This window comes from uncultured Aquabacterium sp. (assembly GCF_913773725.1).
Classification (GTDB): Bacteria; Pseudomonadota; Gammaproteobacteria; order Burkholderiales; family Burkholderiaceae_C; genus Aquabacterium.
On record NZ_CAJYGK010000086.1, the window covers coordinates 183,068 to 204,296 of the forward strand.

At 64.5% G+C, this 21,229-nt stretch carries 17 protein-coding genes and 2 pseudogenes; 12 read left to right on the forward strand and 7 right to left on the reverse strand.

All coding sequences use genetic code 11. The annotated features are described in order from the left end of the window. The first annotated feature begins 56 nt into the window (after positions 1-56). From QZ709_RS10005 to amt, 4 genes are all read left to right on the forward strand, one after another. Positions 57-1,076 carry a LysR family transcriptional regulator gene (locus QZ709_RS10005; protein ID WP_294637130.1) on the forward strand — a complete coding sequence of 340 codons (1,020 nt, stop codon included), beginning with the start codon at positions 57-59 and terminating at the stop codon, positions 1,074-1,076. Further along, positions 1,073-1,891, forward strand: a complete 819-nt coding sequence (hutG, locus tag QZ709_RS10010) for an N-formylglutamate deformylase (protein ID WP_294637131.1) — start codon at positions 1,073-1,075, stop codon at positions 1,889-1,891. Before QZ709_RS10005 ends, hutG begins: the two co-directional genes overlap by 4 nt. A 147-nt stretch (positions 1,892-2,038) precedes the next feature. After that, the gene (gene glnK, locus QZ709_RS10015) at positions 2,039-2,377 is read left to right on the forward strand and encodes a P-II family nitrogen regulator (protein WP_294637132.1); all 339 of its coding nucleotides are present in this window, start codon (positions 2,039-2,041) and stop codon (positions 2,375-2,377) included. Between the two features lie 20 nt (positions 2,378-2,397). After that, positions 2,398-3,828, forward strand: coding sequence for an ammonium transporter (amt, locus tag QZ709_RS10020; RefSeq protein WP_294637133.1), 1,431 nt, complete (start codon positions 2,398-2,400; stop codon positions 3,826-3,828). A gap of 82 nt (positions 3,829-3,910) precedes the next feature. Here the strand turns inward: amt and QZ709_RS10025 are convergent, their stop codons facing one another. From QZ709_RS10025 to QZ709_RS10035, 3 genes are all read right to left on the reverse strand, one after another. Next, the gene (locus QZ709_RS10025; protein WP_294637134.1) at positions 3,911-4,957 is read right to left on the reverse strand and encodes a PEP-CTERM sorting domain-containing protein; all 1,047 of its coding nucleotides are present in this window, start codon (positions 4,955-4,957) and stop codon (positions 3,911-3,913) included. Positions 4,958-5,087: 130 nt separating this feature from the next. Continuing rightward, a complete protein-coding gene (arsA, locus tag QZ709_RS10030; protein WP_294637135.1) occupies positions 5,088-6,842 on the reverse strand; it encodes an arsenical pump-driving ATPase in 1,755 nt (584 codons plus the stop codon). An 82-nt stretch (positions 6,843-6,924) separates the two neighbouring features. Beyond that, entirely contained in the window at positions 6,925-7,668 is a 744-nt protein-coding gene (locus QZ709_RS10035) for a sulfite exporter TauE/SafE family protein (protein WP_294637136.1), read from the reverse strand. Between the two features lie 83 nt (positions 7,669-7,751). Between QZ709_RS10035 and QZ709_RS10040 the strand changes: the two genes are divergently transcribed. Then, positions 7,752-8,696 (forward strand): LysR substrate-binding domain-containing protein, encoded by a 945-nt coding sequence (locus QZ709_RS10040; protein WP_294637137.1) that lies wholly within the window; start codon positions 7,752-7,754, stop codon positions 8,694-8,696. Positions 8,697-8,713: 17 nt separating this feature from the next. Further along, on the forward strand, positions 8,714-9,727 hold the full coding sequence (locus QZ709_RS10045) for a tRNA pseudouridine(13) synthase TruD (protein ID WP_294637138.1): 1,014 nt from the start codon (positions 8,714-8,716) through the stop codon (positions 9,725-9,727). 36 nt (positions 9,728-9,763) lie between these two features. On the opposite strand, the gene QZ709_RS10050 is transcribed toward QZ709_RS10045, so the two are convergent. Both QZ709_RS10050 and QZ709_RS10055 read right to left on the reverse strand, forming a co-directional pair. Further along, positions 9,764-10,798: an AraC family transcriptional regulator gene (locus tag QZ709_RS10050; RefSeq protein WP_294637139.1), complete on the reverse strand. Its 1,035-nt coding sequence runs from the start codon at positions 10,796-10,798 to the stop codon at positions 9,764-9,766. 75 nt (positions 10,799-10,873) lie between these two features. Further along, positions 10,874-12,403 (reverse strand): IS3 family transposase, encoded by a 1,530-nt coding sequence (locus QZ709_RS10055; RefSeq protein WP_294637140.1) that lies wholly within the window; start codon positions 12,401-12,403, stop codon positions 10,874-10,876. Positions 12,404-12,530: 127 nt separating this feature from the next. Between QZ709_RS10055 and QZ709_RS10060 the strand changes: the two are divergent. Both QZ709_RS10060 and QZ709_RS10065 read left to right on the forward strand, forming a co-directional pair. Further along, positions 12,531-14,009 (forward strand): annotated as a pseudogene (locus tag QZ709_RS10060) (NAD(P)/FAD-dependent oxidoreductase); the annotation flags it as partial. An 83-nt stretch (positions 14,010-14,092) separates the two neighbouring features. Next, positions 14,093-15,010 (forward strand): alpha/beta hydrolase, encoded by a 918-nt coding sequence (locus QZ709_RS10065; protein WP_294637141.1) that lies wholly within the window; start codon positions 14,093-14,095, stop codon positions 15,008-15,010. A gap of 344 nt (positions 15,011-15,354) precedes the next feature. Here the strand turns inward: QZ709_RS10065 and QZ709_RS10070 are convergent. Then, positions 15,355-15,604 (reverse strand): annotated as a pseudogene (locus QZ709_RS10070) (transposase); the annotation flags it as partial. Positions 15,605-15,809: 205 nt separating this feature from the next. On the opposite strand from QZ709_RS10070, the gene QZ709_RS10075 reads away from it, so the two are divergent. From QZ709_RS10075 to copD, 4 genes are all read left to right on the forward strand, one after another. Continuing rightward, on the forward strand, positions 15,810-17,660 hold the full coding sequence (locus tag QZ709_RS10075; RefSeq protein ID WP_109036450.1) for a copper resistance system multicopper oxidase: 1,851 nt from the start codon (positions 15,810-15,812) through the stop codon (positions 17,658-17,660). Between the two features lie 26 nt (positions 17,661-17,686). Continuing rightward, a complete protein-coding gene (locus QZ709_RS10080) occupies positions 17,687-18,670 on the forward strand; it encodes a copper resistance protein B (RefSeq protein WP_245932724.1) in 984 nt (327 codons plus the stop codon). 225 nt (positions 18,671-18,895) lie between these two features. After that, positions 18,896-19,285 carry a copper homeostasis periplasmic binding protein CopC gene (copC, locus tag QZ709_RS10085; RefSeq protein ID WP_109036452.1) on the forward strand — a complete coding sequence of 130 codons (390 nt, stop codon included), beginning with the start codon at positions 18,896-18,898 and terminating at the stop codon, positions 19,283-19,285. A 3-nt stretch (positions 19,286-19,288) separates the two neighbouring features. Beyond that, on the forward strand, positions 19,289-20,212 hold the full coding sequence (gene copD, locus QZ709_RS10090; protein WP_109036454.1) for a copper homeostasis membrane protein CopD: 924 nt from the start codon (positions 19,289-19,291) through the stop codon (positions 20,210-20,212). A gap of 64 nt (positions 20,213-20,276) precedes the next feature. Here the strand turns inward: copD and QZ709_RS10095 are convergent. After that, positions 20,277-21,229: heavy metal sensor histidine kinase (locus tag QZ709_RS10095; RefSeq protein WP_294637142.1), on the reverse strand; the 953-nt coding region annotated here is incomplete at its 5' end.

A 21,229-nucleotide genomic window follows, 5' to 3' on the forward strand; every position in this document is an offset into this window, starting at 1 on the left:
ATGCGGAAAAACTGAAGTTGGCCGTGTCTGCCCCGAACCCCTTGAGGATGCCCGACATGGCGATACCCAAAGCGTCACCTGCCCAACGCCGACATGCCGGGGTGCCCGATCTGCGCGCCCTGGAAATCTTTGTCGCGGTCTGCGATGCCAGCTCGATGGTCCTGGCGGCCGAACGTCTGGGCCTGAGCCAGAGCGCCGTGAGCCAGTCCATCAAGTCACTGGAAGAAGACCTGGGCCTGCAGTTGATGGACCGCGAAGTGCGGCCGGCACGGCCCACGCTGGCCGGACGCCTGATGCACGAGGCCTCGGCCCAGCTGCTGGCGCAGGCGCGTCTGGCAATGGACCGGGTGCGGGCTTCCGCGCGACAGGAGATGGAGCAGATCCGTCTGGGCTGCGTCGATTCGTTCGCGGCCACCGTGGGCCCGCAGCTCATCAAGGCGATGGCCGGCAAGGCGCGCCAGATCCGTATGTGGTCGGGCCTGACGCCCGGACTGGCCGACCAGATGCAGGGACGCGAGCTCGACATGGTCATCTGCACCGAATCTGCGGTGGAAGACCCCCGCGTCTCGCAGCGTCTGCTGTTCTCGGAGTCCTGGGTGGCGGTCTATCCCAAGCACCACAGCCTGCCTGTGCTGACCTCCTTGCGCGGGCTGTCTGCGGCGGCTGGCAAGCTGCCCTTGATCCGCTACAGCCAGCGTTCGGTCACGGGCCAGCAGATCGAGCGCTTCCTGCGCCATGTGGGCGTCGATGCGCCGCGTTGCTACGAGTTCGATGCCACCGACCCGCTGCTCAGCCTGGTGGCCTCCGGCCTGGGCTGGGCCCTGAGCACGCCCTTGTGCCTGTGGCAGTCGCGGCAGTACCTCGATGCCGTCAACGTCGTGCCCCTGCCCGCGAGTCGGCTGGGGCAGCGTCATTTCTTTCTGCTGTCGCGCGAAGGCGAGTGGGCCGGGCTGGATGAAGAGGTCGTGCGGGTCACGCGCGACGTCATCCGCCTCGACACCGCGCCGGCCATCCGCAAGGCCATCCCCGCCCTCGCGCCGGCAGCCCTGTCCTGTCCTGAAGAGGATTTCACATGAAGATCGACACGCCCACCTACACCTTCACGTCCGGCACGCTGCCGCTGCTGATCTCGATGCCCCACCTGGGCACGCACATCCCCGCGCCATTGCAGACCGGCATGGCCGATGTGGCCGGCATCCGCCAGGACACCGACTGGCACCTCGACCGCCTGTACGCCTTCGCGCGCGAGATGGGCGCGTCCATCATCCAGGCCAAGGTGTCTCGTTATGTGATCGACCTGAACCGCCCGCCCAATGGCGAAAGCCTGTATCCCGGGCAGACCACGACGTCGCTGTGCCCGATGGACACCTTCCGCGGCGAGCCGCTGTACCTGCCGGGCCATGTGCCGGACGACGCCGAGCAGGCGCGGCGCCTGGAAACGTACTGGCGGCCGTACCACGAACAGATCCGCACCGAGCTGGATCGGCTGAAGGCGTTGCATGGCGCGGTGATGCTGTGGGATGCCCACTCGATTGCCAGCGTGTTGCCGCGCCTGTTTGAAGGCCGTCTGCCGGACCTGAACTTCGGCACGGCCGATGGCCGCAGCTGCGATCCCGCCATCCTGTCGGCGGTCGTCGATGTGGCGCGCACGGGGCCCTACACGCATGTCGTCAACGGGCGCTTCAAGGGCGGCTACATCACGCGTCATTACGGTCAGCCCTCCGACGGCATCCACGCCATCCAGCTGGAGATGAGCCAGCGCCTGTACATGCAGGAAGACGCGCCGTTCTCGTATGAGCCGGACGTGGCCGGTCAGGTTCAGCCGCTGCTCGAGGCCATGCTGCGGGCCGGTCTGGCACAGCTGAGCGTGACACGCGCTGGTGCAGTCTGATCCCCGCAATGGGGCGGTGCACCGGGGTGCGGCGTGTTTCCTGTGGTTAATCAACGTATCTCAATAGGAAACATTGGCACAGGGGTTGCATCACCTTCATCGGAGCAGTCAGGGGGGCTGACTGCATGAATGAAGACTGGAGTTCCCATGAAGCTGATTACCGCCGTGATCAAGCCGTTCAAGCTCGACGACGTGCGCCAGGCGCTGGCTGATGCCGGTGTGCAGGGCATCACCGTATCGGAAGTGAAGGGCTTTGGCCGCCAGAAGGGGCACACCGAACTGTATCGGGGTGCGGAGTACGTGGTCGACTTTCTGCCGAAGGTGAAGGTCGAAGTGGCGGTCAAGGACGAGCAGGTCGACACCCTCGTCGAAGCCATCCGCCAGGCCGCCTACACCGGCAAGATCGGCGACGGCAAGATCTTCATTTCCACCCTGGATGCGGCGGTCCGCATTCGCACCGGCGAAACCGACGAGCACGCGCTCTGAGGTCGCCACAGCAGGAGTCGATGATGTTGAAAGCTCTACTTGCTGCCGCAGCCCTGGGTGCGGCGTGGGCCGTGCCCGCTCATGCTCAGGAAGCCACTGCCGCTGCGACGGCGGCTGCCTCCGCGGCCGAGGCCGTTGCACCGGTGGTTCAGAAGGGCGATGCCGCCTGGATCATCGTGGCCACCGTGCTGGTGATCCTGATGGCCGTGCCCGGGCTGCCGCTGTTCTATGGCGGCATGGTGCGCGCCAAGAACATGCTGTCGGTGATGATGCAGGTGATGATCACCTTCTCGTTGCTGGGCGTGCTGTGGTGCCTGTACGGCTACAGCCTGGCCTTCACCGAGGGCAACGCCTTCTTCGGCGGGTTCGACAAGGCCTTCCTGAAGGGGGTGACGGTCGACACGCTGGCCGGCACCTTCAGCAAGGGCGTGTACATTCCCGAGTACCTGTACGTCGCCTTCCAGATGACGTTCGCGGCCATCACGCCGGCCCTCATCATCGGCTCACTGGCTGAGCGTGTGAAGTTCTCGGCCCTGCTGCTGTTCATGGTGCTGTGGTTCACGTTCAGCTACCTTCCGCTGGCCCACATGGTGTGGTTCTGGGCGGGTCCGGACGCCTACACCAGCGCACAAGCGGCGGATGCCGCGGGTGCCACGGCCGGCTTCCTGTTCCAGAAGGGTGCCATCGACTTCGCGGGCGGCACCGTGGTGCACATCAACGCGGCCATGGCGGGTCTGGTGGGGGCCTTCATGATTGGCCGCCGCGTCGGGTTCGGCAAGGAGCCGATGCCGCCGCACAGCCTCACGATGACGATGATCGGTGCCTCGCTGCTGTGGGTGGGCTGGTTCGGCTTCAACGTCGGCTCCAACCTCGAGGTGTCGGGCACGGCGGGCCTGGCCTTCCTCAACACCTTCCTGGCCACCTGTGCTGCCACGGTGTCTTGGACGCTGGTCGAGTGGTTCGCCAAGGGCAAGCCCTCGATGCTGGGTGCGGCCTCGGGTGCCATCGCTGGTCTGGTGGCCATCACGCCGGCCTGCGGCTTCGTCGGCCCGATGGGCGGGATGGTGATCGGTCTGCTGGGCGGCGTGGTGTGCTACTGGGGTGTCAACGGCCTCAAGCGCATGCTGGGTGTCGACGACAGCCTGGACGTGTTCGGCGTGCACGGCGTGGGTGGCATCCTGGGTGCGCTGCTGACCGGGGTGTTCGCTTCGCCGGCCCTGGGTGGCACGGGTGTGTACGACTACGTGACCAACAGTGTGGCCGACTACGACATGGCGGCTCAGATGCTGAGCCAGCTGTGGGGCGTGGGCGTGGCCGTGGTGTGGTCGGGCGTGGTGTCCTACGTGGCCTTCAAGGTGGCCGACCTGACCCTGGGTCTGCGCGTGAGCGAAGACGAAGAGCGCGAAGGGCTGGACCTGAGCGCGCACGGTGAGCGGGCATATCACCTGTGATCGGGTGAGCCACGCTGACGCGTGAAAGCCCGGCCGCATGGCCGGGCTTTCTGCTTTTGTTCGAGCGTGCTGTGTGGTCGCGTCAGCAGAGGCCGGTCTGGCCTTTCTTGCGACGCGTGGCCCCCGCTGTCACACCCAGGCCAGCCAGCGCCATGAGCCAGGCCGAGGGTTCCGGCACCACCGCCACCGACGCCGTGCCGGCGTTGCCGAAGCCGAAGTCGACTGCGACGGGCACATCCCCATAGCCGAAGTCGTATCCCACGCCCGGCTCGCCGATGTTGAACGCACCGAGCGCCGACTGGCCCACCGCGGGTGCCAGACCGGCATAGATGCCCGTCGCCACGCTTCGCGTGACGATGTTCTTTTCGAAGGTGACTTCCAGCGTGCCCGGATTGGTGACGAAGCGGCTCGACTGATCGATGCTGAAGCTGCCGCTGAGCAGATGGTCGGTCGAGACCGACAAGGTGCCATTGCGCCATTCGAGCTGGCCGTCGCCACCCTCGATGGACAGGTCGATCGACAGCAACGTGCCCTCGACCGAGTCGCCGGTGACCGGGTCCACCAGGCTGAAGCTGATGGGGTCCTTGCCTGCCACGCAGGGCGACGTGCAACCCACGGCCCGGACAGACGAGACGGAGTTCCAGCTGATGTGCCCGCTTGAACTCGTCCGCTTGAGTCCGGCCACCAGCTGCGACTGGCTGGATGCGAAAGCCCGGCCGCTGTGCCCCGGCGGCGGATTGGTGGTGGCCGTTCCGTTCACGTTGATCGAGCCATTGAATGGCTGACTGCCGGTGGTGAAGGTGGCGGTCGCCTGGGATTGACCGAAGGCTGAAGAGGGGCCGATGGTCGCGGTGCGGCTTTGCGGCGTGCCGGCCCCGATCAGGGGTTCGATTTGCCCTTTCAGCGTCGGTGCTTGAACCTTCTTGCCGTCGTAGCTGGCCTCCACCTCGCCTACGATGTAGCGCCAGCCGGCCTGCCATTCACCGTCAAACCCCACATTGGGCTTGATGGTCAGGGTGTGGGTGACGTTGTAGTGGGCCTCCTTGGCGGCGAGCGGCGCCAACGGCACCATGGCTGCCACAAAGACGGCCGCAAGCGAGCGACGTCTGAATCCATGAATCATTTGCATGATGAGCTCCCGAGTGAGTCCCGCAAGGCGATGCGGTCGACTGCCGCAAAACTTAGCGAGCCGATCTCCGGCCTTCAATCCCTACTCTGTGAATGGTCAACTTTTTGAAGGCTCCATTCGTTTCCACCCATCACGACTTCAACAGCTGCTCGAGCCCGGCGACGCCAACCGGCGGTCTGGCGACCCAGGGAATGAAGAACGCCTTCGTCGCCAGGCCGTCGGCGATGCGGGCCAACTGGCGGCGCTCGCCTTGCAGGCGGGCTTTCAGCACCGGGTCCTGCGTGCGTGCAGCCAGAATCGACTTGTTCACCACCCAGGCGTACGGCTCGATCCGGGCCCGGCGAAGGTCGTCCTGCAGCGCCGCCGCCTGAGAGACCGGCGTGGTTTCAGGCAAGGTCACGAGGATGATGCGCGTGTAGTCGGGGTCCTGCAGCCGCATCAGGGGCGTGATCACATGCGCGGTGGACTTGCCTTCGAACTCGCGGGTCATCTGGCGGTGGTAGGCCCCTGTGGCGTCCATCAGCAGCAACGAATGCCCGGTCGGGGCGGTGTCGAGCACGACAAATGCACTGCGCGCGGAAGCCACCGTGCGCGAGAAAGCGTGGAACACCGCCACCTCTTCCGTACAGGGCGACTGCAGGTCTTCCAGCAGCAACGCCCTTTCCTGCTCATCGAGGTCCGCTCCTCGCGAAGCCATGATCTTGTCGATGTAGCGCTGCGTTTCCACCTTCGGATCAATGCGGCTCATATCCAGCCCGGGAAGCTGGCCCTCCAGCGTCGAGGCCAGATGGGCTGCGGGGTCGGTGGTGCTCAGGTGCACGGCGTGACCACGCCGGACCAGGCCCACGGCCAACGCGGCCGCGATGGTGGTCTTGCCGACACCGCCCTTGCCCATCACCATGATCAGCCCCTTGCCCGCAGCCGCCAGTTCGGCGATCAGCTTCTGCAGGCCCTCGGCGGCCCAGCGGCTGTCATCCACGTCCTCGGCGGGAAGCCATGCGGGGGCGCCCTTGTCATCCAGCAGTGAACGCAGTGCAGCGATGCCGACCGTGTCGAATGCGCGCAGCGGAACAACTGCCTGGGGCAGTGTCTTCAGGACGTCGGGCATGCTGTGCAGGGCTTCATTGTTCAGCGCTTCCAGCGCATCGGCCACGGCGTCACCGGGGGCGGTCGCACGGAACACGCCATTCAACACCAGGCGCTGGTGCCGCAGCCCCAGTTCCTGCAGTTCGACGGACGTGCGGGCGGCTTCGCTCAGTGCGCCCTTGTCGGCACGGGCCACCAGCACAACCGTCGTCTGCTTTTCGTCGCTCAGGGCAGCCAGCGCGGCATTGAAGCGCGCCTCCTGCATCTTCAAGCCCGAGTGGGGTCCGAGGCAGGACGCCCCCCGGTCGTTGTCCTTGAGAAAACCGCTCCAGGCCTTGGGCAGGCTGAGCAAGCGCAAGGTGTGGCCCGTCGGGGCCGTGTCGAACACCACGTGGTCGTAGGCGGCGGCGCTGTCGCTCAGCAGGCTGGAGAATTCGTCGAACGACGCGATCTCGGTGGTGCAGGCCCCGGAGAGCTGCTCACGAACCGTTTTCCGTTCTTCGTCGGTGCTGCTGTCTTGCATCTGGGCCAGCACACGCTGCCGGTAGTTCTCTGCGGCCACATCGGGGTCGATGTTCAACACCGACAGGCGAGGCACTCCGGGGACGGGCGTCGGTGTGTTCCGAAGCGGCACACCAAGCATTTCATCCAGGTTGGATGCTGCATCGGTGCTGACGAGCAGAACGCGCAGCCCCTCATCGGCAAGCTGGATCGCCGTGGCGGTCGACAAGGATGTCTTGCCGACGCCGCCCTTGCCAGTGAAGAACAGGTAGCTGGTGGGATGGGGTAGCAGCTTCATTTTCGGGTCGCAGCTCAAGACGCCATCAGCCTCTCGCAAAGGCTGGTGTGCGTCAAGCGACTCGCTCAACGACGTGTGGTTCTCACCCTCCTCTCATCAGGTTCGCCACACCCAGCGCAATGAACACCATGAAGAGCGCCTTCTGAAACGTCGGGCCCGCCAGGCGCCCCCTCAGCATCTCGCCCAGCTTCATGCCCGCGAAGGCGCCCCCCATTGCGCCGCCCCACAGCCAGGCTGTTCCAGCCGAGACCTCGCCGAATGGCGCCGAGGTCTGCAACCGAAATGCCAACGCCAGCGTCGCCACCGTGAACGACAGGCCCAGCGCCTGAACGGTGGCCTCCTTGTCCAGCCGCAGCGATTGCAGATAGGGCACCCATGGCAGCACGAACACAGCGGTCATCGACGTGATCAGACCGGTGGCGACCCCCGCCACTGCGCCCAGCCACCGGCCGCGCTGTGAGAGGTCGGGCAGGGCAGGGCGCCACAGGCCCCACAGGCCGTAGCCCACCAGCACACCGCCAAGCCAGCGCGACGCCGTATCCGTCGGGCCGCCGCCACCCAGGCCGGGCGCGAAGGCCGTGACCACTGCGATCGCCAACCAACCCGGCCACAGCCGGATCGCCACTTGGCGCAGATGGGGCCCGCGGCATTGCGCCACGTTGGTGGACAGCGACGGAATCACCAGCAGCGCAGCGGCCTGTGCAGGGGGCATCCACAGGCCGAGCAGGCTCATCGCCACAGTCGGCAAGCCCATCCCGGTGATGCCTTTCACGCCACCGGCCAAGGCGAACACGGCCGCCACCCACAAGGTCTGCATGATGTCCATGGCGGTATGGTGTGCCGAATCGGGGCCTCACACCATTCCATTCACCTGCCCCTATCCTTCGGTGGAACCGAAGGATGAACGCCATGGCCACCCCCCGTCGCACCGTTGACTACCGCATCGACCCTTTCGACCTGCACCTTTTCTCTGCCGTGATTGCCCATGGGTCCATCACGGCGGCTGCAGAGGCGGTGAGCCTTTCTCTGGCTGCAGCGAGTGCCCGCCTCAAGGCGCTGGAAGACGCCACAGGCGCGCGCCTCCTCATCCGCTCCAAGGCCGGGGCGGTTCCCACCGATGCCGGAAGGACCCTGGCGCGACACGCGAACCGTGTGCTGACGGAGCTGGAGTCCCTGCATGTAGGGATGGCCAGTTTCGGCCGCGGCTTGCGGGGCACCGTCCGGCTGTTGTGCAACACGGCGGCCATGTCTGAGGCGCTGCCTAGATCCGTGGCGCGCTTTCTGTGCCATCACCCCGAGATCGACCTGGACGTGCGCGAGATGGCGAGTGATGCTGCATTGGATGCCCTGCGGCGCGGCTTCGCCGACATCGCCGTCGTGGCAGACCATGTGGACACAACCGGCTTCACGGTGCACCCCTGGCTGGATGACCGCCTGGTGGCACTGCTGCCCCGAAGCTGGCCGATGGGCAGGCGACGCACCATCGCGTTTGGCGAGCTGCTGGAGCATCCCCTGGTCGGCCTTCCCGGCGACAGCGGACTCAGCCGCTTCCTGGCCGCGCAGGCCAGCCGCAGCGGTCGCGTACCCCGACACCGCGTGCGGCTCTCAGGGTTCGATGGCATGGCGCAACTCGTGGCCGCGGGCGTCGGGGCCGCGGTGATGCCGGAGAGCGCGGCAATGCGTTTTCGCGCCGAGGGCACGCGGGTGCTGGCCTTGGCCGATCGCTGGGCGACCCGGAGCCTGCTGGTGTGCATGACACCGCAAGGCGCCGAGCTGGCCGCGGTCAGGGCGTTGGCGGATTCGCTGCTTTCGTTGAAGTCGCCGCTGCTGTCGCTCGCGAAGACGCGCGGGTAGCGGAGAGAATCCCCCTCATGACCGACGCCCTCTACACAACCCTGCCGCAATGGCCCCACGCTTATCCGGCCAGCGGCGCCCGTGCCACCCTGAAACGCCTCAACGAGGACTTCATCGTGACCGAGCTGCCGCTGCAGCTGCCCTCCGGTGCGGGTGAACACCTCTGGCTGGACGTCGAGAAGAACGGCGCCAACACCGCGTTCGTCGCCCAGCAACTGGCCGCGGCCGCGGGCGTGGAGGAACGGGACGTGGGCTATGCCGGCCTCAAGGACCGCTACGCCATCACCCGCCAGTGGTTCAGCATCTACCTGCCCAAGGGCGAGACCCCCGACCTGACCCAGCTTCAGCACCCGGAGTTCAAGGTGCTGGGCCAGAGCCGCCACGTGAAGAAGCTGCGCCCGGGCGACCTGCTGGGCAACCGGTTCCGCATCGTGCTGCGCGACGTCACCGGCGACCGCGATGCCATCGAGGCGAACCTGAAGGCTGTGGCGTCACACGGCGTGCCGAACTACTTCGGCGCGCAGCGCTTCGGGCATGACGGCGGCAACGTCGAGCAGGGCCGGGCCATGCTGGCGCGCGAGATCCGCGTGCGCAACCCGAAGAAGAAGGGCATCTACCTGTCGGCGGTGCGATCCTTCGTGTTCAACGAAGTGTTGGCGCTGCGCATCCAGCAGGGGCTTTGGGGCAAGACCCTGCCCGGCGACGTGATGGACGAGGCGGGCCAGCCGACCGGGCCGCTCTGGGGACGGGGGCGCGTGACCACGACCGATCAGGCGCAGGCGCTGGAGAACGGTGTGGCCGAACGCCATGCCGTCTTGTGCGATGGCATGGAGCACGCCGGGCTGGATCAGGAGCGGCGCTCTCTGGTGGCGAGCCCGGGCGAGATGGCGTGGGAATGGCCGCACGCCGATCAGCTGGTGATCACGTTCTCGCTGCCGGCCGGGAACTACGCCACGTCGGTGTTGGGCGAAATCCTGTGCACGACCGAGCCGGATCGGCATGCGGAGGACGAGGCGGTGGTGGTTGAATGACGGCGCCTGAACCGATAGGGTGGGAAGGGCTGGCTCTCAAGTACCGCGGGCCTGGGTGCCGGCTCGCCCGACGCTCGGCGCCACCCCAAACCACCGCTTGTAGGCTTGCGAGAAGCTGGACAGATCGCTGAAGCCCATGCGCTCGGCGATCTCCGTGAGCGACAGCGTTTCATCTTCGAGCAAGCGGTTGGCCTGGCGGCCGCGCACCTCGGCGAGCAGCACTCTGTAAGAGACGCCCTCATCCTGCAGCCGTCGCTTCAGGGTCCTGTCGCTGAGCCCCAGCGCCCGTGCTGCCTGAGGCAGGTCCGGTGCGGCGTGGACGGGGGCCGCTTCCAGGTACTGACGCAGGCACTCGCTGGTGCCCAGGCGGGCGCGGCGCCGCTCCATCAGCTCGTCGCAGGCCCGCTCGCACATGGCCACCGTGACGGGGTTGGCCTGAGGCAGCCGCAGTGCCAGCTTGCTGGGATCAAAGGACAGGCTGGTACAGCGGGCGCCGAACTCGGGCCGCACCCCGGCCATGCGCGCCAGCGCCTCGATGCTGCTCGCCCCCCGTTCGACCTGGTGCTGAAGGGTGAACCGGGTCAAGGCGAACTCCGCTCCCAGCACCTCCTTCATCAATCGGGCCGCCGCCGCCACGTCGCGCTCGACCAGAAAGCGCTGCACGGCCGGCTCGACGTCGGGAGGCTCGAAGGTCACGGTGTAGGTCTCGCCGTCCAGCCCGCCCGATATGCGGCAGAACGCGAACGTCAGAGGGATGGAGCGCAGGGCCAGCGCCAGGGCATCACCCGCGGTGGCGCTGCTGATCAGGCCCAGACCCCACAGCCCGTAGGACGCGAAGTTGTAGCGCATGCCCACTTCCAGCCCCAGGCCGGATTGCCTGCAAGCGCGGATGAGGTTGCCCACCACGCACAGCTCCTGGCTGGCCTCCAGTTCGATCGCCGGATCGGCCAGATCGGCCACCTTCAACCGAGAGCGTGACAGGATCCGGGCGGCGTCCAGCCCCCGCTCCTGGCCAAACTCGACTAGCAGCCGCACGCTGGCTGAACTCCGCTTGAAATCCCAGAAGCACATGAAGGCTGAATCCCGATGACGTTGGCCCAAATCATAAAGCGTTTGCCTGGGGGTGCGGACAAAAACTTGGACTGGTTATGCAGCCAAGCCAAGGCGCCTGCGGTGCTCGGCGGGGCTGCGGAAGCCCAGCGAGCTCTTGATCCGAACTTCGTTGTACCTGCGGATGTACGCGTCCAGCGCATCGACGAAGTCTTCGATAGTCGTAGAGAGCCAGTCTCGTGCGAAGAACATTTCGGTCTTCAGCCGGCCGAAGAAGCCTTCGCAGGCAGCGTTGTCCGGCGAGCATCCTTTGCGCGACATCGAGCGCACCAGCTTTGCCTCCGTGATTCTCGTCAACCAGCCTGGCCAACGATAGTGCCCGCCGCGGTCCGAGTGGACCATCGGCCGCTCACCGCTTGCAGCGACCTTGTCGATGGCTGCGTCCAGCATCGTGTTGACCAACTCGGCGTTCGGCCGCGTGCCGATGGACCAGCTGACGACCATGCCATCGAAGCAGTCGATCATAGGCGAGAGGTAGACCTTGCCTGCCGGGATCTGGAACTCTGTAATATCGGTGAGCCACTTCTCGTTCGGCGCGTCGGCACTGAAGTCGCGGTTCAGCAGGTTATCGGGCGCTGGACTGATCTCGCCCATGTACGAGCCGTATCGGCGCCGCTTGCTCGACGCGGCGACCAGGCTCTCCTGCTTCATCAGGCGACGAATGACCTTCTCCGAGATGCTCATGGATCGATCGCTCAGCGAGGCCTGGATCCTCCGGTAGCCGTAGCAGCGGTAGTTGCGCTCGAAGATGTCGGTCATGGCCTGGCGGACGTTGGCGTATTTGTCGGCCATCTCGAGCCTGGCCCGATGGTAGAAGTAGGAACTGCGCGGCAGGTCCAGTTCGCAGAGCAGTTCGGCCAGCGTGTAGGTCGCTCTCAGGGCATCAACCAGCTGCGTCTTCTCCCGGTTCGTCAGGTCTTGCTGGTCGATGCCCAGTTCTTTTTTTAAGAGTTCATTCGCCTTCTTCAGCAGGTCCTTCTCGAGCTGCAGACGCCTGATGTCACGGCGCAGGGCCTCGACCTGTTGTTCCAGTTCGGCTCGATCAGAGGTTGCCGGTGCATCTTGCTGGCGCTTCATGGGTACAGGTGCGTCGTGGCCGAGCAGCTGATTCTTCCACTGGTACAGCGATCCACGCGACACGCCGAATCCTTCGGCGACTGCCTGCGCGCTGGCTGGGCGCAGGCACAAAGCAACGACTGCCGACTGCTTCTCATCCGCGGTCAGCTCGCGGGGCTGCTCAACGGACCGCACGCGAGGCTGTGGATGAAGCGCCTGGATCCAGGCTGACAGCAATCCCCTGGAGGGGTATCCCAAGGCCTTGATAGTGCCTGCTATGCAGCGACCGTGCTCGACGTAGTGATCCACGGCTCGGTCCCTCTGCGCCTGCGAATACTTCGGCGGACGAACGTACACGGCGGCAAGGTCCTGACGCTGCTCGTACTCGCGGCACCACGTCTTGAGCGCGTTCTTCGTCGGATAGCCAAGCTGACGGATGGTCAGGCCGACCCGCTTGCCCAGCTTGATGTAGAGCTTCACGGCTCGCAGCCGGTCCTCGTATGAATACATGAACTACCTCCAGGTAGTCCAAGAAATCGTCCGCACCCCCCCTGAGTCAACATTCTCTGTGCCGGTCGATTTACGGATGATTCGCGCTCGACAAGCAGACCTTCGTCGCAACGTGAGGCTTCAAGACATGCACCGCACCGGCACAGGGGGCAGCACCCCTTTCCACACCCTCATCATCGGATCTGGCATCGCAGGCATCGGCATGGCCATTGCGCTGAAGAAGGCAGGCCTGGGCGATTTCCTCATCCTGGAAAAGCAGAACGATGTGGGTGGTGTGTGGCGAGACAACACCTACCCCGGCGCGGCTTGCGACGTGCCGTCGCACCTGTATTCGTTCTCGTTCGAGCCGAACCCGAACTGGTCCAGGGTGTTTGCGCGCCAGGCCGAGATCCACCAGTACCTGAGGCACTGCGCCAGGAAGTACGGCCTGCTGCCTGCCATCCGCTTTGGCTGTGAAGTGGCACAGGCGCAGTACGACGAAGCCCACGCACTGTGGACCGTGACGCTGACCACCGGCCAAGTGCTGCAGGCCCGCCATGTGGTCACGGCCACCGGGCAACTCAGCCGCCCGGTCTATCCCAGGATCGAGGGCATGGACAGCTTCCAGGGGCACGTCTGCCACTCGGCACATTGGGACCACGGCTACGACATGAAGGGCAAGCGCGTGGCGGTGATCGGCACGGGCGCCTCGGCCATCCAGTTCGTGCCGGCCATCGCAGGGCAGGTGAGCCAGTTGACCGTGTTCCAACGCTCGGCCGCCTACATCCTGCCGCGCCCGGATGGCCCGTATGCCGGCTGGCGCAAAGCCCTGTTCAGGATGCTGCCCTGGACGATGAAACTGCACCGGGCCCGCATCTACGCCCAGTACGAAAGCCGGGCCATCGGCTTCACGCGCATCAAGGCGCTGATGAATCTGGCGGTGGGCGTGCCCTTCAAGGGGCTGCTGCACCGGCAGGTGCAAGACCCGGAACTGCGTGCGCAGCTCACGCCCGACTACCCCATCGGGTGCAAGCGCATCCTGCTGTCCAACGAGTACCTGGCCACCATGGCCAAGCCCAACGTTCACCTCGTGACCCAGGGCATCCGCCGCATCACACCCACGGGCATCGAGACGGTGGACGGGCAGCATCACCCCGCTGACGCGATCGTCTACGGCACGGGCTTCGCGGCCACCGAGTTCCTGGCGCCCATGACGATCACGGGGCGCAATGGGCTGGAGCTCAACACAGCCTGGAACAAGGGCGCTCAGGCCTACCTGGGCATGACGGTGCCGGGCTTCCCCAATTTCTTCATGCTCTACGGGCCCAACACCAACCTGGGCCACAGCTCGATCATCTACATGCTGGAAAGCCAGATTGCGCACGTCATCCGCTGCATGAAGGCCGCGCAGCAAGCCCGGGCCAGCACCATCGAGGTCGATGCGCAGCGCTACAGCCAATTCAACGCCACCGTGCAAGCGCGCCTGCGCGCCACCGTGTGGCAAGGCTGCAAGAGCTGGTATGTCGATGCCAATGGCCACAACAGCACCAACTGGCCTGGCTTCACCTTCGGCTACCGCTGGCTCACGCGCTACGCATCCCTCGACGCCTATCGGTTCTCTCCACCTGAATCCGTTGCTGCCACGGGCGCCACCGTCACAGCCGCTTGAGCCTTCCGCTGTCCGCCATCACCGCATCAAAGAAGTCCAACGTGAACACCCGTCGTTACCCCAACATCTCGCTGGAGCGTGCGCGCGCCATCAAGTCCACCTTCACGGCAGAGGGCGCGCTGTGCGCGGCCACCCTCTATGTGCCGAAGGACACGCCACCCGATCAGCAACTGCCCGCCATCCTCATGGTGGGCGGCTGGGGCAGCGTCCAGATGGCCTTGACCTCGTCGTTCACCTTGAGCTTTGTCGACGCCGGCTTCGCGGTGATGGAGTTCGATTACCCGGGCTGGGGCGACAGCGGCGGCTTCCCGCGCCAAGGCATCAACCCCTGGCGCAGAACGCGGGTGGCCGACACGGCGCTGGCTCACCTGAAGTCGCAACAGCAGGTGCTGGCGCATGACATCACGCTGTGGGGCACGTCGTTCGGTGGCGGGCACGTGGTGGATCTGGCCACGCAGCACCCTGAACTGAAGGGCGCCATCGTTCAGGTGCCGATGCTCGACGGGCTGGCCGCGATGTTCGCCACGCCGATCGGGCGGCTTTCGAAGATGGTCGCGCTCGGCCTCCTGGACCTGATCAAGCCGGGCGCACCCATTCATGTGCCGACCTTGTCGCGTGAGGGCGAGTTCTCCACCATGGACCGTGACGGTGGCCTGGAAGCTCTGCAGGCTGCACTGGCGGCCCACCCGGACCACAAGTACGACAACCGCGTTGCCGCGAGGTCGGTGCTGCCCCTGCCGCTGTATCGGCCCTGGGTGCGACTGAAGGACGTGAAGATCCCGATGCTGATGATCGGTGCGACGGGCGACACGGTGGCGCCATTCGTGTCGGACAAGGTCAAGCGCGTGGGCAACCCGAACGTGCAGGTGATCGAGGTGGCGGCCAACCACTTCGATCTTTACTTTGATCCGCTGTTTCCGGAGATGCTGGCGCATCAGTTGAGGTTCTTGCGCCGGTGAGAGGGGGGGCTCACGCCATCCACGTGGATTGGCTAGGGCTGCGCGGGGTTAGGAGCGCTGTGAGTGCCGGCGTCGACGGGCCAGCTCGGCGAGAGGCAGTTCGAGGCTGATCTGCGACATTCGCGGGTGGTTCCTGGACGGCAGCGACTGCCAATAGCGAACATTGAGGGCCGGTGGCCTCAACCGACTGCTTTGCAACTAACACCAGTCGCTCGACGGCACTGCAGGCAGCAAGCCGGTTTGAATGGTCGCTCTGCGCAGAGTGACCGGCTCAAACCGACCCGTAGCGTAAGTTGGATCGCCCGCTATGAAATTGCGCTACGCAGGGACAAGCGGTCGGTCTAGCCACCCAGGCCAGTGAAGTAACGGAATAGCGGCATGTCATGCAACGCTTCTTCCATGGCCAGATCGTTCAACGTAAACCACTGCTGCATGAACTGGATGCACAGTTGCTACTCCACCGGAAACGGCGGAAGGCCACGTTTGCCTTCTGGCATGTAGGGAGCGATCAACTCTACCAATTCGGACCATCGAGGAGCTTCGATGCCGCGTGCGTCTCGTCGAAGTTCCCCATCTAACTCTCGCTTGCTTCATGAGCTCAATGAGCTCAGGCAACCACGCAGGTGCCACGGACGTGTTCGGACGATTTATCCAGGCCTTCCGCACCATTACGCGAATGTAATGCGCAGGTCATTCAAGGGAAAGGTCCGCCTCCGTAAGCTATTGCCTACTGCGCCAAGGTGGGTGCCCCAGGTGGCACCCAGGAGCAACACCCAATTGCATCTCCAGGAGACCCGACATGGCACCTCGAAACCCTCTTGTCTTCCCATCTGCCGGCTTGAGCCGTCGCCGCTTTGTCCAGGGGCTGACCGCTGGTGGTGTACTCAGCGGCTTGTCGCTACCGGCGATGAAGGCGCTCGCGCAGGCAGGTCAGCTCAGCCGCGGCACGGCGCCCGTTCTGCGCGGAAATACTTTTGACCTGGTGATCGCGGAGTCGCCAGTTAACTTCACCGGGCAGCCCGGCGTCGCCACGACGATCAACGGGTCCCTGCCTGCTCCGACCCTGCGCTGGCGCGAGGGCGAAGAGGTGACCATCCGGGTGACGAATCGGTTGCGCGAGGCGACCTCCATCCACTGGCATGGCATCATCCTTCCATACCAGATGGACGGTGTGCCCGGTATCAGCTTCCCCGGTATCGCACCCGGGGCGACCTTCACCTACCGTTTCAAGGTTCAGCAAAGCGGCTCCTACTGGTACCACTCGCATTCCGGATTCCAGGAACTGACCGGCATGTACGGTGCCATCATCATCGACCCGGCCGGTCCGCAGACCATCCAGGCCGACCGAGACCATGTCCTGCTCTTCTCGGACTGGACCGACGAGGATCCGATGCGGGTCTTCGCCAAGCTGAAGGCTCAGGGCAATTACTACAACTACAACCAGCCGACCGCCATCGACTTCTTCCGCGATGTGTCCCGCGATGGACTGCAGGTTTCACTCGCCAAGCGCAAGATGTGGAACGAGATGCGCATGAGTCCGACCGATCTGGCCGACCTATCTGCGCAGACCCTGACCTATCTTGCCAACGGCGTCACGCCGGCCGGTAATTGGACGGCGTTGTTCAAGGCTGGCGAGCGGGTGCGGCTGCGCATGGTCAACGGTGCGGGCAACACCTTCTATGACGTGCGCATCCCCGGCCTGAAGCTCAAGGTTGTGCATGTCGACGGGGTGGACATTGAGCCCATTACTGTGGACGAATTCCGCTTCGGCCCTGGAGAAACGATCGACGTGATCGTAGAGCCCCGAGACGATGCTTACACGATCTTCGCGCAGGCGATGGACAGGACCGGCTATGCGCGCGCTACGCTGGCTGTGCGCGAGGGCCTGCAGGCACCTGTGCCCGCGCTCGATCCCGTCCAGTGGTTGACCATGGCCGACATGATGGGGAGCATGGACCATGGCTCAGCAGAAGGCGAGAGCATGGAGATGACCGCCATGGCGGGGATGCCCGAAATGACCGGGATGGCCGGAATGGATCACAGCGCCATGCAGGGCATGAACCACGGCGCGATGGCCCTGGATCACAGCAAGCACGCGGCGGCCGCCGGCAGTCTGGCGATTCCGTCGACTCTGGCACGCCACGCGCGCACGGAATACGGCGCGAGCACGGACATGCGTGTCGACATGGCGCGCACCAACCTGGACGACCCTGGAATCGGCCTGCGAAACAATGGCCGTCGGGTGCTCACGCTCGCTGACCTGCACACGCCGTCAGGACCGATGGACAGCCGAGGCCCTGAGCGAGAGGTCGAGCTGCATCTGACCGGCAACATGGAGCGCTACACCTGGTCACTTGACGGGCTGGAGTTCGGCAACTCCACGCCCGTGCACTTCCGCCACAACGAGCGCCTGCGGGTCATTCTGCACAACGACACGATGATGACGCACCCCATGCACCTGCACGGCATGTGGAGCGAGCTGGAGAGCCCTGACGGCAAGTTCCTCGCACGTCGGCACACCTTGCCTGTGCAACCCGCGCAGCGAATCAGCTTCCTTGTGACGGCCGACGCACTCGGACGTTGGGCTTGGCACTGCCACCTGATGTTCCACATGGACGCAGGCATGTTCCGCGAGGTCGTGGTGTCGTGAGTCCCAGCGAGAAAAGGAACCCCAAAATGTTCAAACCAGGATATCTCCCAACGCTGGCCATGCTGGTAGCAACGTTGACCACCGTGAACGCGCAGGCCCAGACTGCCGCGTCCGAGGACCACAGCGCGCACCACGGTGCAACCTCGGAGCAGGCGCAGCAGCCAGATACGGCGCCTGCACCGACTGCGGCAGACCCTCACGCCGGGCATAGCACTACGCAAGGCGATGCGCCCCCGGCCATGGACCACGGCGACATGAAGATGCAGGGGGGCTCGGCGCCGGCGGACGCGCGCGACCCGCATGCCTATTCCAATGGCCTGAAGCTCGGCGAAGGCGAATATGCAGTGCCTGGCGTTCCTCGCCTGATGCTGGCCGACGAGCACCGCTTCGGTTCGCTCCTCGGTGAAACCCTGGAGCGTCAATTCACCCGCAAGGGGGGCGACAGCACGGCCTACAACTTCCAGGGTTGGTACGGTACGACCTACAACCGCCTGGCCTTGAAAGCCGAAGGCGCCATCTCCAACGGTAAGCTTGAGGAGTCTCGTACCGAGCTGCTATGGGCCCGCGCCATCGCCTCGTACTGGGACACCCAGGTTGGGGTGCGGCTGGACAGCGGTGAAGGCCCCAGTCGCCAATGGCTGGCCTTCGGCATGCAGGGGCTGGCGCCCTACTGGTTCGAATTGGACGCTACCGCCTATGTGGGCAATGGCGGAAGGACGGCCTTGAGGCTCGAAGCGAGCTATGAGTTGCTAATCTCGCAACGACTGATCCTGGTGCCGAAGGTCGAGACGCAGTTCTACGGCAAGGACGATCCCGAGCGGCGCATCGGCAGCGGCCTAGCCGAGGCATCGGCCGGGCTGAGGTTGCGCTACGAGATCAGCCGCCAATTCGCGCCCTACATCGGCATCGAGCGTGCGGGCTCGTTCGGGAAGACGGCCGACTACGTCAGCGCCGAAGGCGGACGAGCAAAGCAAACACGCTTCGTGGCTGGCCTGCGGTTCTGGTTCTGACAGCGCCTCTGGCGCACCCATCCACTTGCCCCTAACCAAACTGGGAATCATGATGAAAACTCACCGTGACACCTCAGCCAGCAATTTGCTGCCTGACCGAGCGGCATGCCAATCATGATTTGGTGGATATCTCCCCCCTCGGGTTCCGATGTTGAAGAATTCGAAGGCCCTTCAAGTCCCACGTTCTGCTTTTCCCTCCATCACTCCTACTGCATGGGATCTTTCATGACGCTCTCAAGCCTCTTCTCCAAAGCGACCCTCGCTTTCGCCTCCGCCTTGTTCGCTACTACGGCAGCATTTGCCCATCCGGCACTGTTGTCCAGCACACCGGCGGACAAGTCCCAGGGCCCGGCACCCGCGAAAATCGAATTGAAGTTTTCCGAAACGCTGACCACGCAGTTCTCGGGCGCGAATCTCATCATGACCGGCATGCCGGGGATGCCGAATCACGGCGCGATGAAGATCAATGCCAGCGTCGCTGGCGCCAGCGATGGCAAGACGATGGTAATCACCCCCGCCAGTCCCTTGGCCGCCGGTGACTACCGTGTGGAATGGCGGGCCGTCTCTTCGGACACCCACCCAGTCAAGGGCAGCTTTACCTTCCAGGTGAAGTGAGCCATGGCGGACGAATGGATCAACATTGCGCTGCGCTTCGCGGTGTACATGGACCTGGGCGCGACCTTTGGTGTATCCCTGTTCGGTGTGTACGCACTTCGTCTGGACAGTCGTTCGCCCCCCATCGCGCAGCGCTACGCACGCGTCGTCGCTGCCGGAGCGCTCGTGGGCATCACGTTATCGGTCGGCGCCATGGCAGTACTCGCCAAGGCCATGTCCGGCGCTGCCACCTATGGAGAGCTGAACAGCAACATCTTCGAGATGATCATTTCGGAGACGGCTGTGGGCATTGCCTGGTCGGTTCGTCTGCTGGCCCTTGCTGCATGCGTCGGTCTTGCCATGGCGAAGCTGCGCATCGTGCATCGGCTGATCGGCTCGGCCGCTTTGAGCGCTCTGGCACTCGCAACGATGGCTTGGTCCGGACACGGTGCAATGAGTGAAGGGGCTCAGGGCTATGTGCACCTAGCGTCTGACATCACCCATTTGTTGGCGGCCGGAGCATGGGTCGGGGCGCTTTTCGCCTTCGTCATGCTGGCGATGCATCGGGATGCAACGACAAACAAATCGGTCGAGATTCTGAGCCGGCTGTCGAATGGCTTTGCGCAGGTTGGCACCGTTATCGTGGCGACGCTGGTCGTGACGGGCATAGTCAACTACCTGTTGATCGTGGGTGCGTCGGTCAAGCCGATCTTCACGACGCTCTATGGCGGCCTGCTCGCGCTGAAGATCGCATTGTTCATCGGCATGCTCGGATTGGCAGCCGCCAATCGCTTCCAGTTGAGCCCGCGACTCGAAATGGCGCTGAGCAGCGGAGATCATGCGCAAGCGGCCGTGCTGTTGCGTCGCAGCCTGGTCATTGAGGCATGCATGGTGGTCCTCGTTATCGCATGTGTTGCATGGCTAGGCGTTCTCTCTCCAGCCAAATGATGGTCGCATCGCGATGACGTGAACGCCGACCATACCGTCCAAAGCTACGTAGGTCTGACTCCTATCAGTGTGGAAACGACAACGTGAATTGCGTTTTACCTTCTCCTGATCGGGCCGAGGCATTGCCGCCGTGGGCTTCAACGATGGCCTTCGTAATCGATAGGCCCAGCCCAGTTCCATCAGAGTCAGGATGAGATCTTGCAGGATCTGCGCGATAGAAGCGGTCAAACAACCTTGGCAACACAAGGGGATCAATATCCTGCCCTGTGTTCTCCACCGTGATCTCGGTGGTCGCACGCCCCTCGACAACGTCGATGTGCACGTCTCCCTCGTCTGGCGTATGGCGGAGGGCATTTGAGAGCAAATTGCTCACGGCGCGGCGAAACATCAACCGGTCACCGAAAATCTGACCATCGCCCTGGGCGCTCAAACGGATGCGCTTTTCATCGGCCACGACGTCATAGAACTCCAACAGCGCCTGCACTTCACGGGCCGCCGAGAAACGCTCCTTGTTGGGCAGGTCCACACCTCGCTCGGTCTTGGCCAGGAACAGCATGTCCGACACCATGCGTGCCAGGCGTTGCAGCTCTTCGGCATTGGATGAGAGGATGTCGCGGTAGGTATGGGCATCCCGGTCGGCCGACAGCGTCACCTGCGTCTGGGTGAGCAAGTTGCTGATGGGGGTCCGCAATTCATGGGCCAGGTCCGATGAGAACTCTGACAGGCGCAGGAAGTCCTCCTGAAGCCTGCCTAACATCTGGTTCAACTCCCTTGCCAGGTCTGCCATCTCAATCGGAACGGCCTCAACAGGCATGCGCCTTTCCAGTTGTTGGCCCGACACCCCAGCCGCTCGTGTCTTCATGTCGCGAAGCGGAGCCATACCTTGATGCCCCCGGCGGCCACCCAAACTGCCCCACCCATGGCCACCCAAACTGCTCCACCTGGCCGGGGTGAATTGACCCATTGAGAACGGTGAGTCAGGCGCCTCAGCCCTGACGAGCAGGACGTAACTTTCGC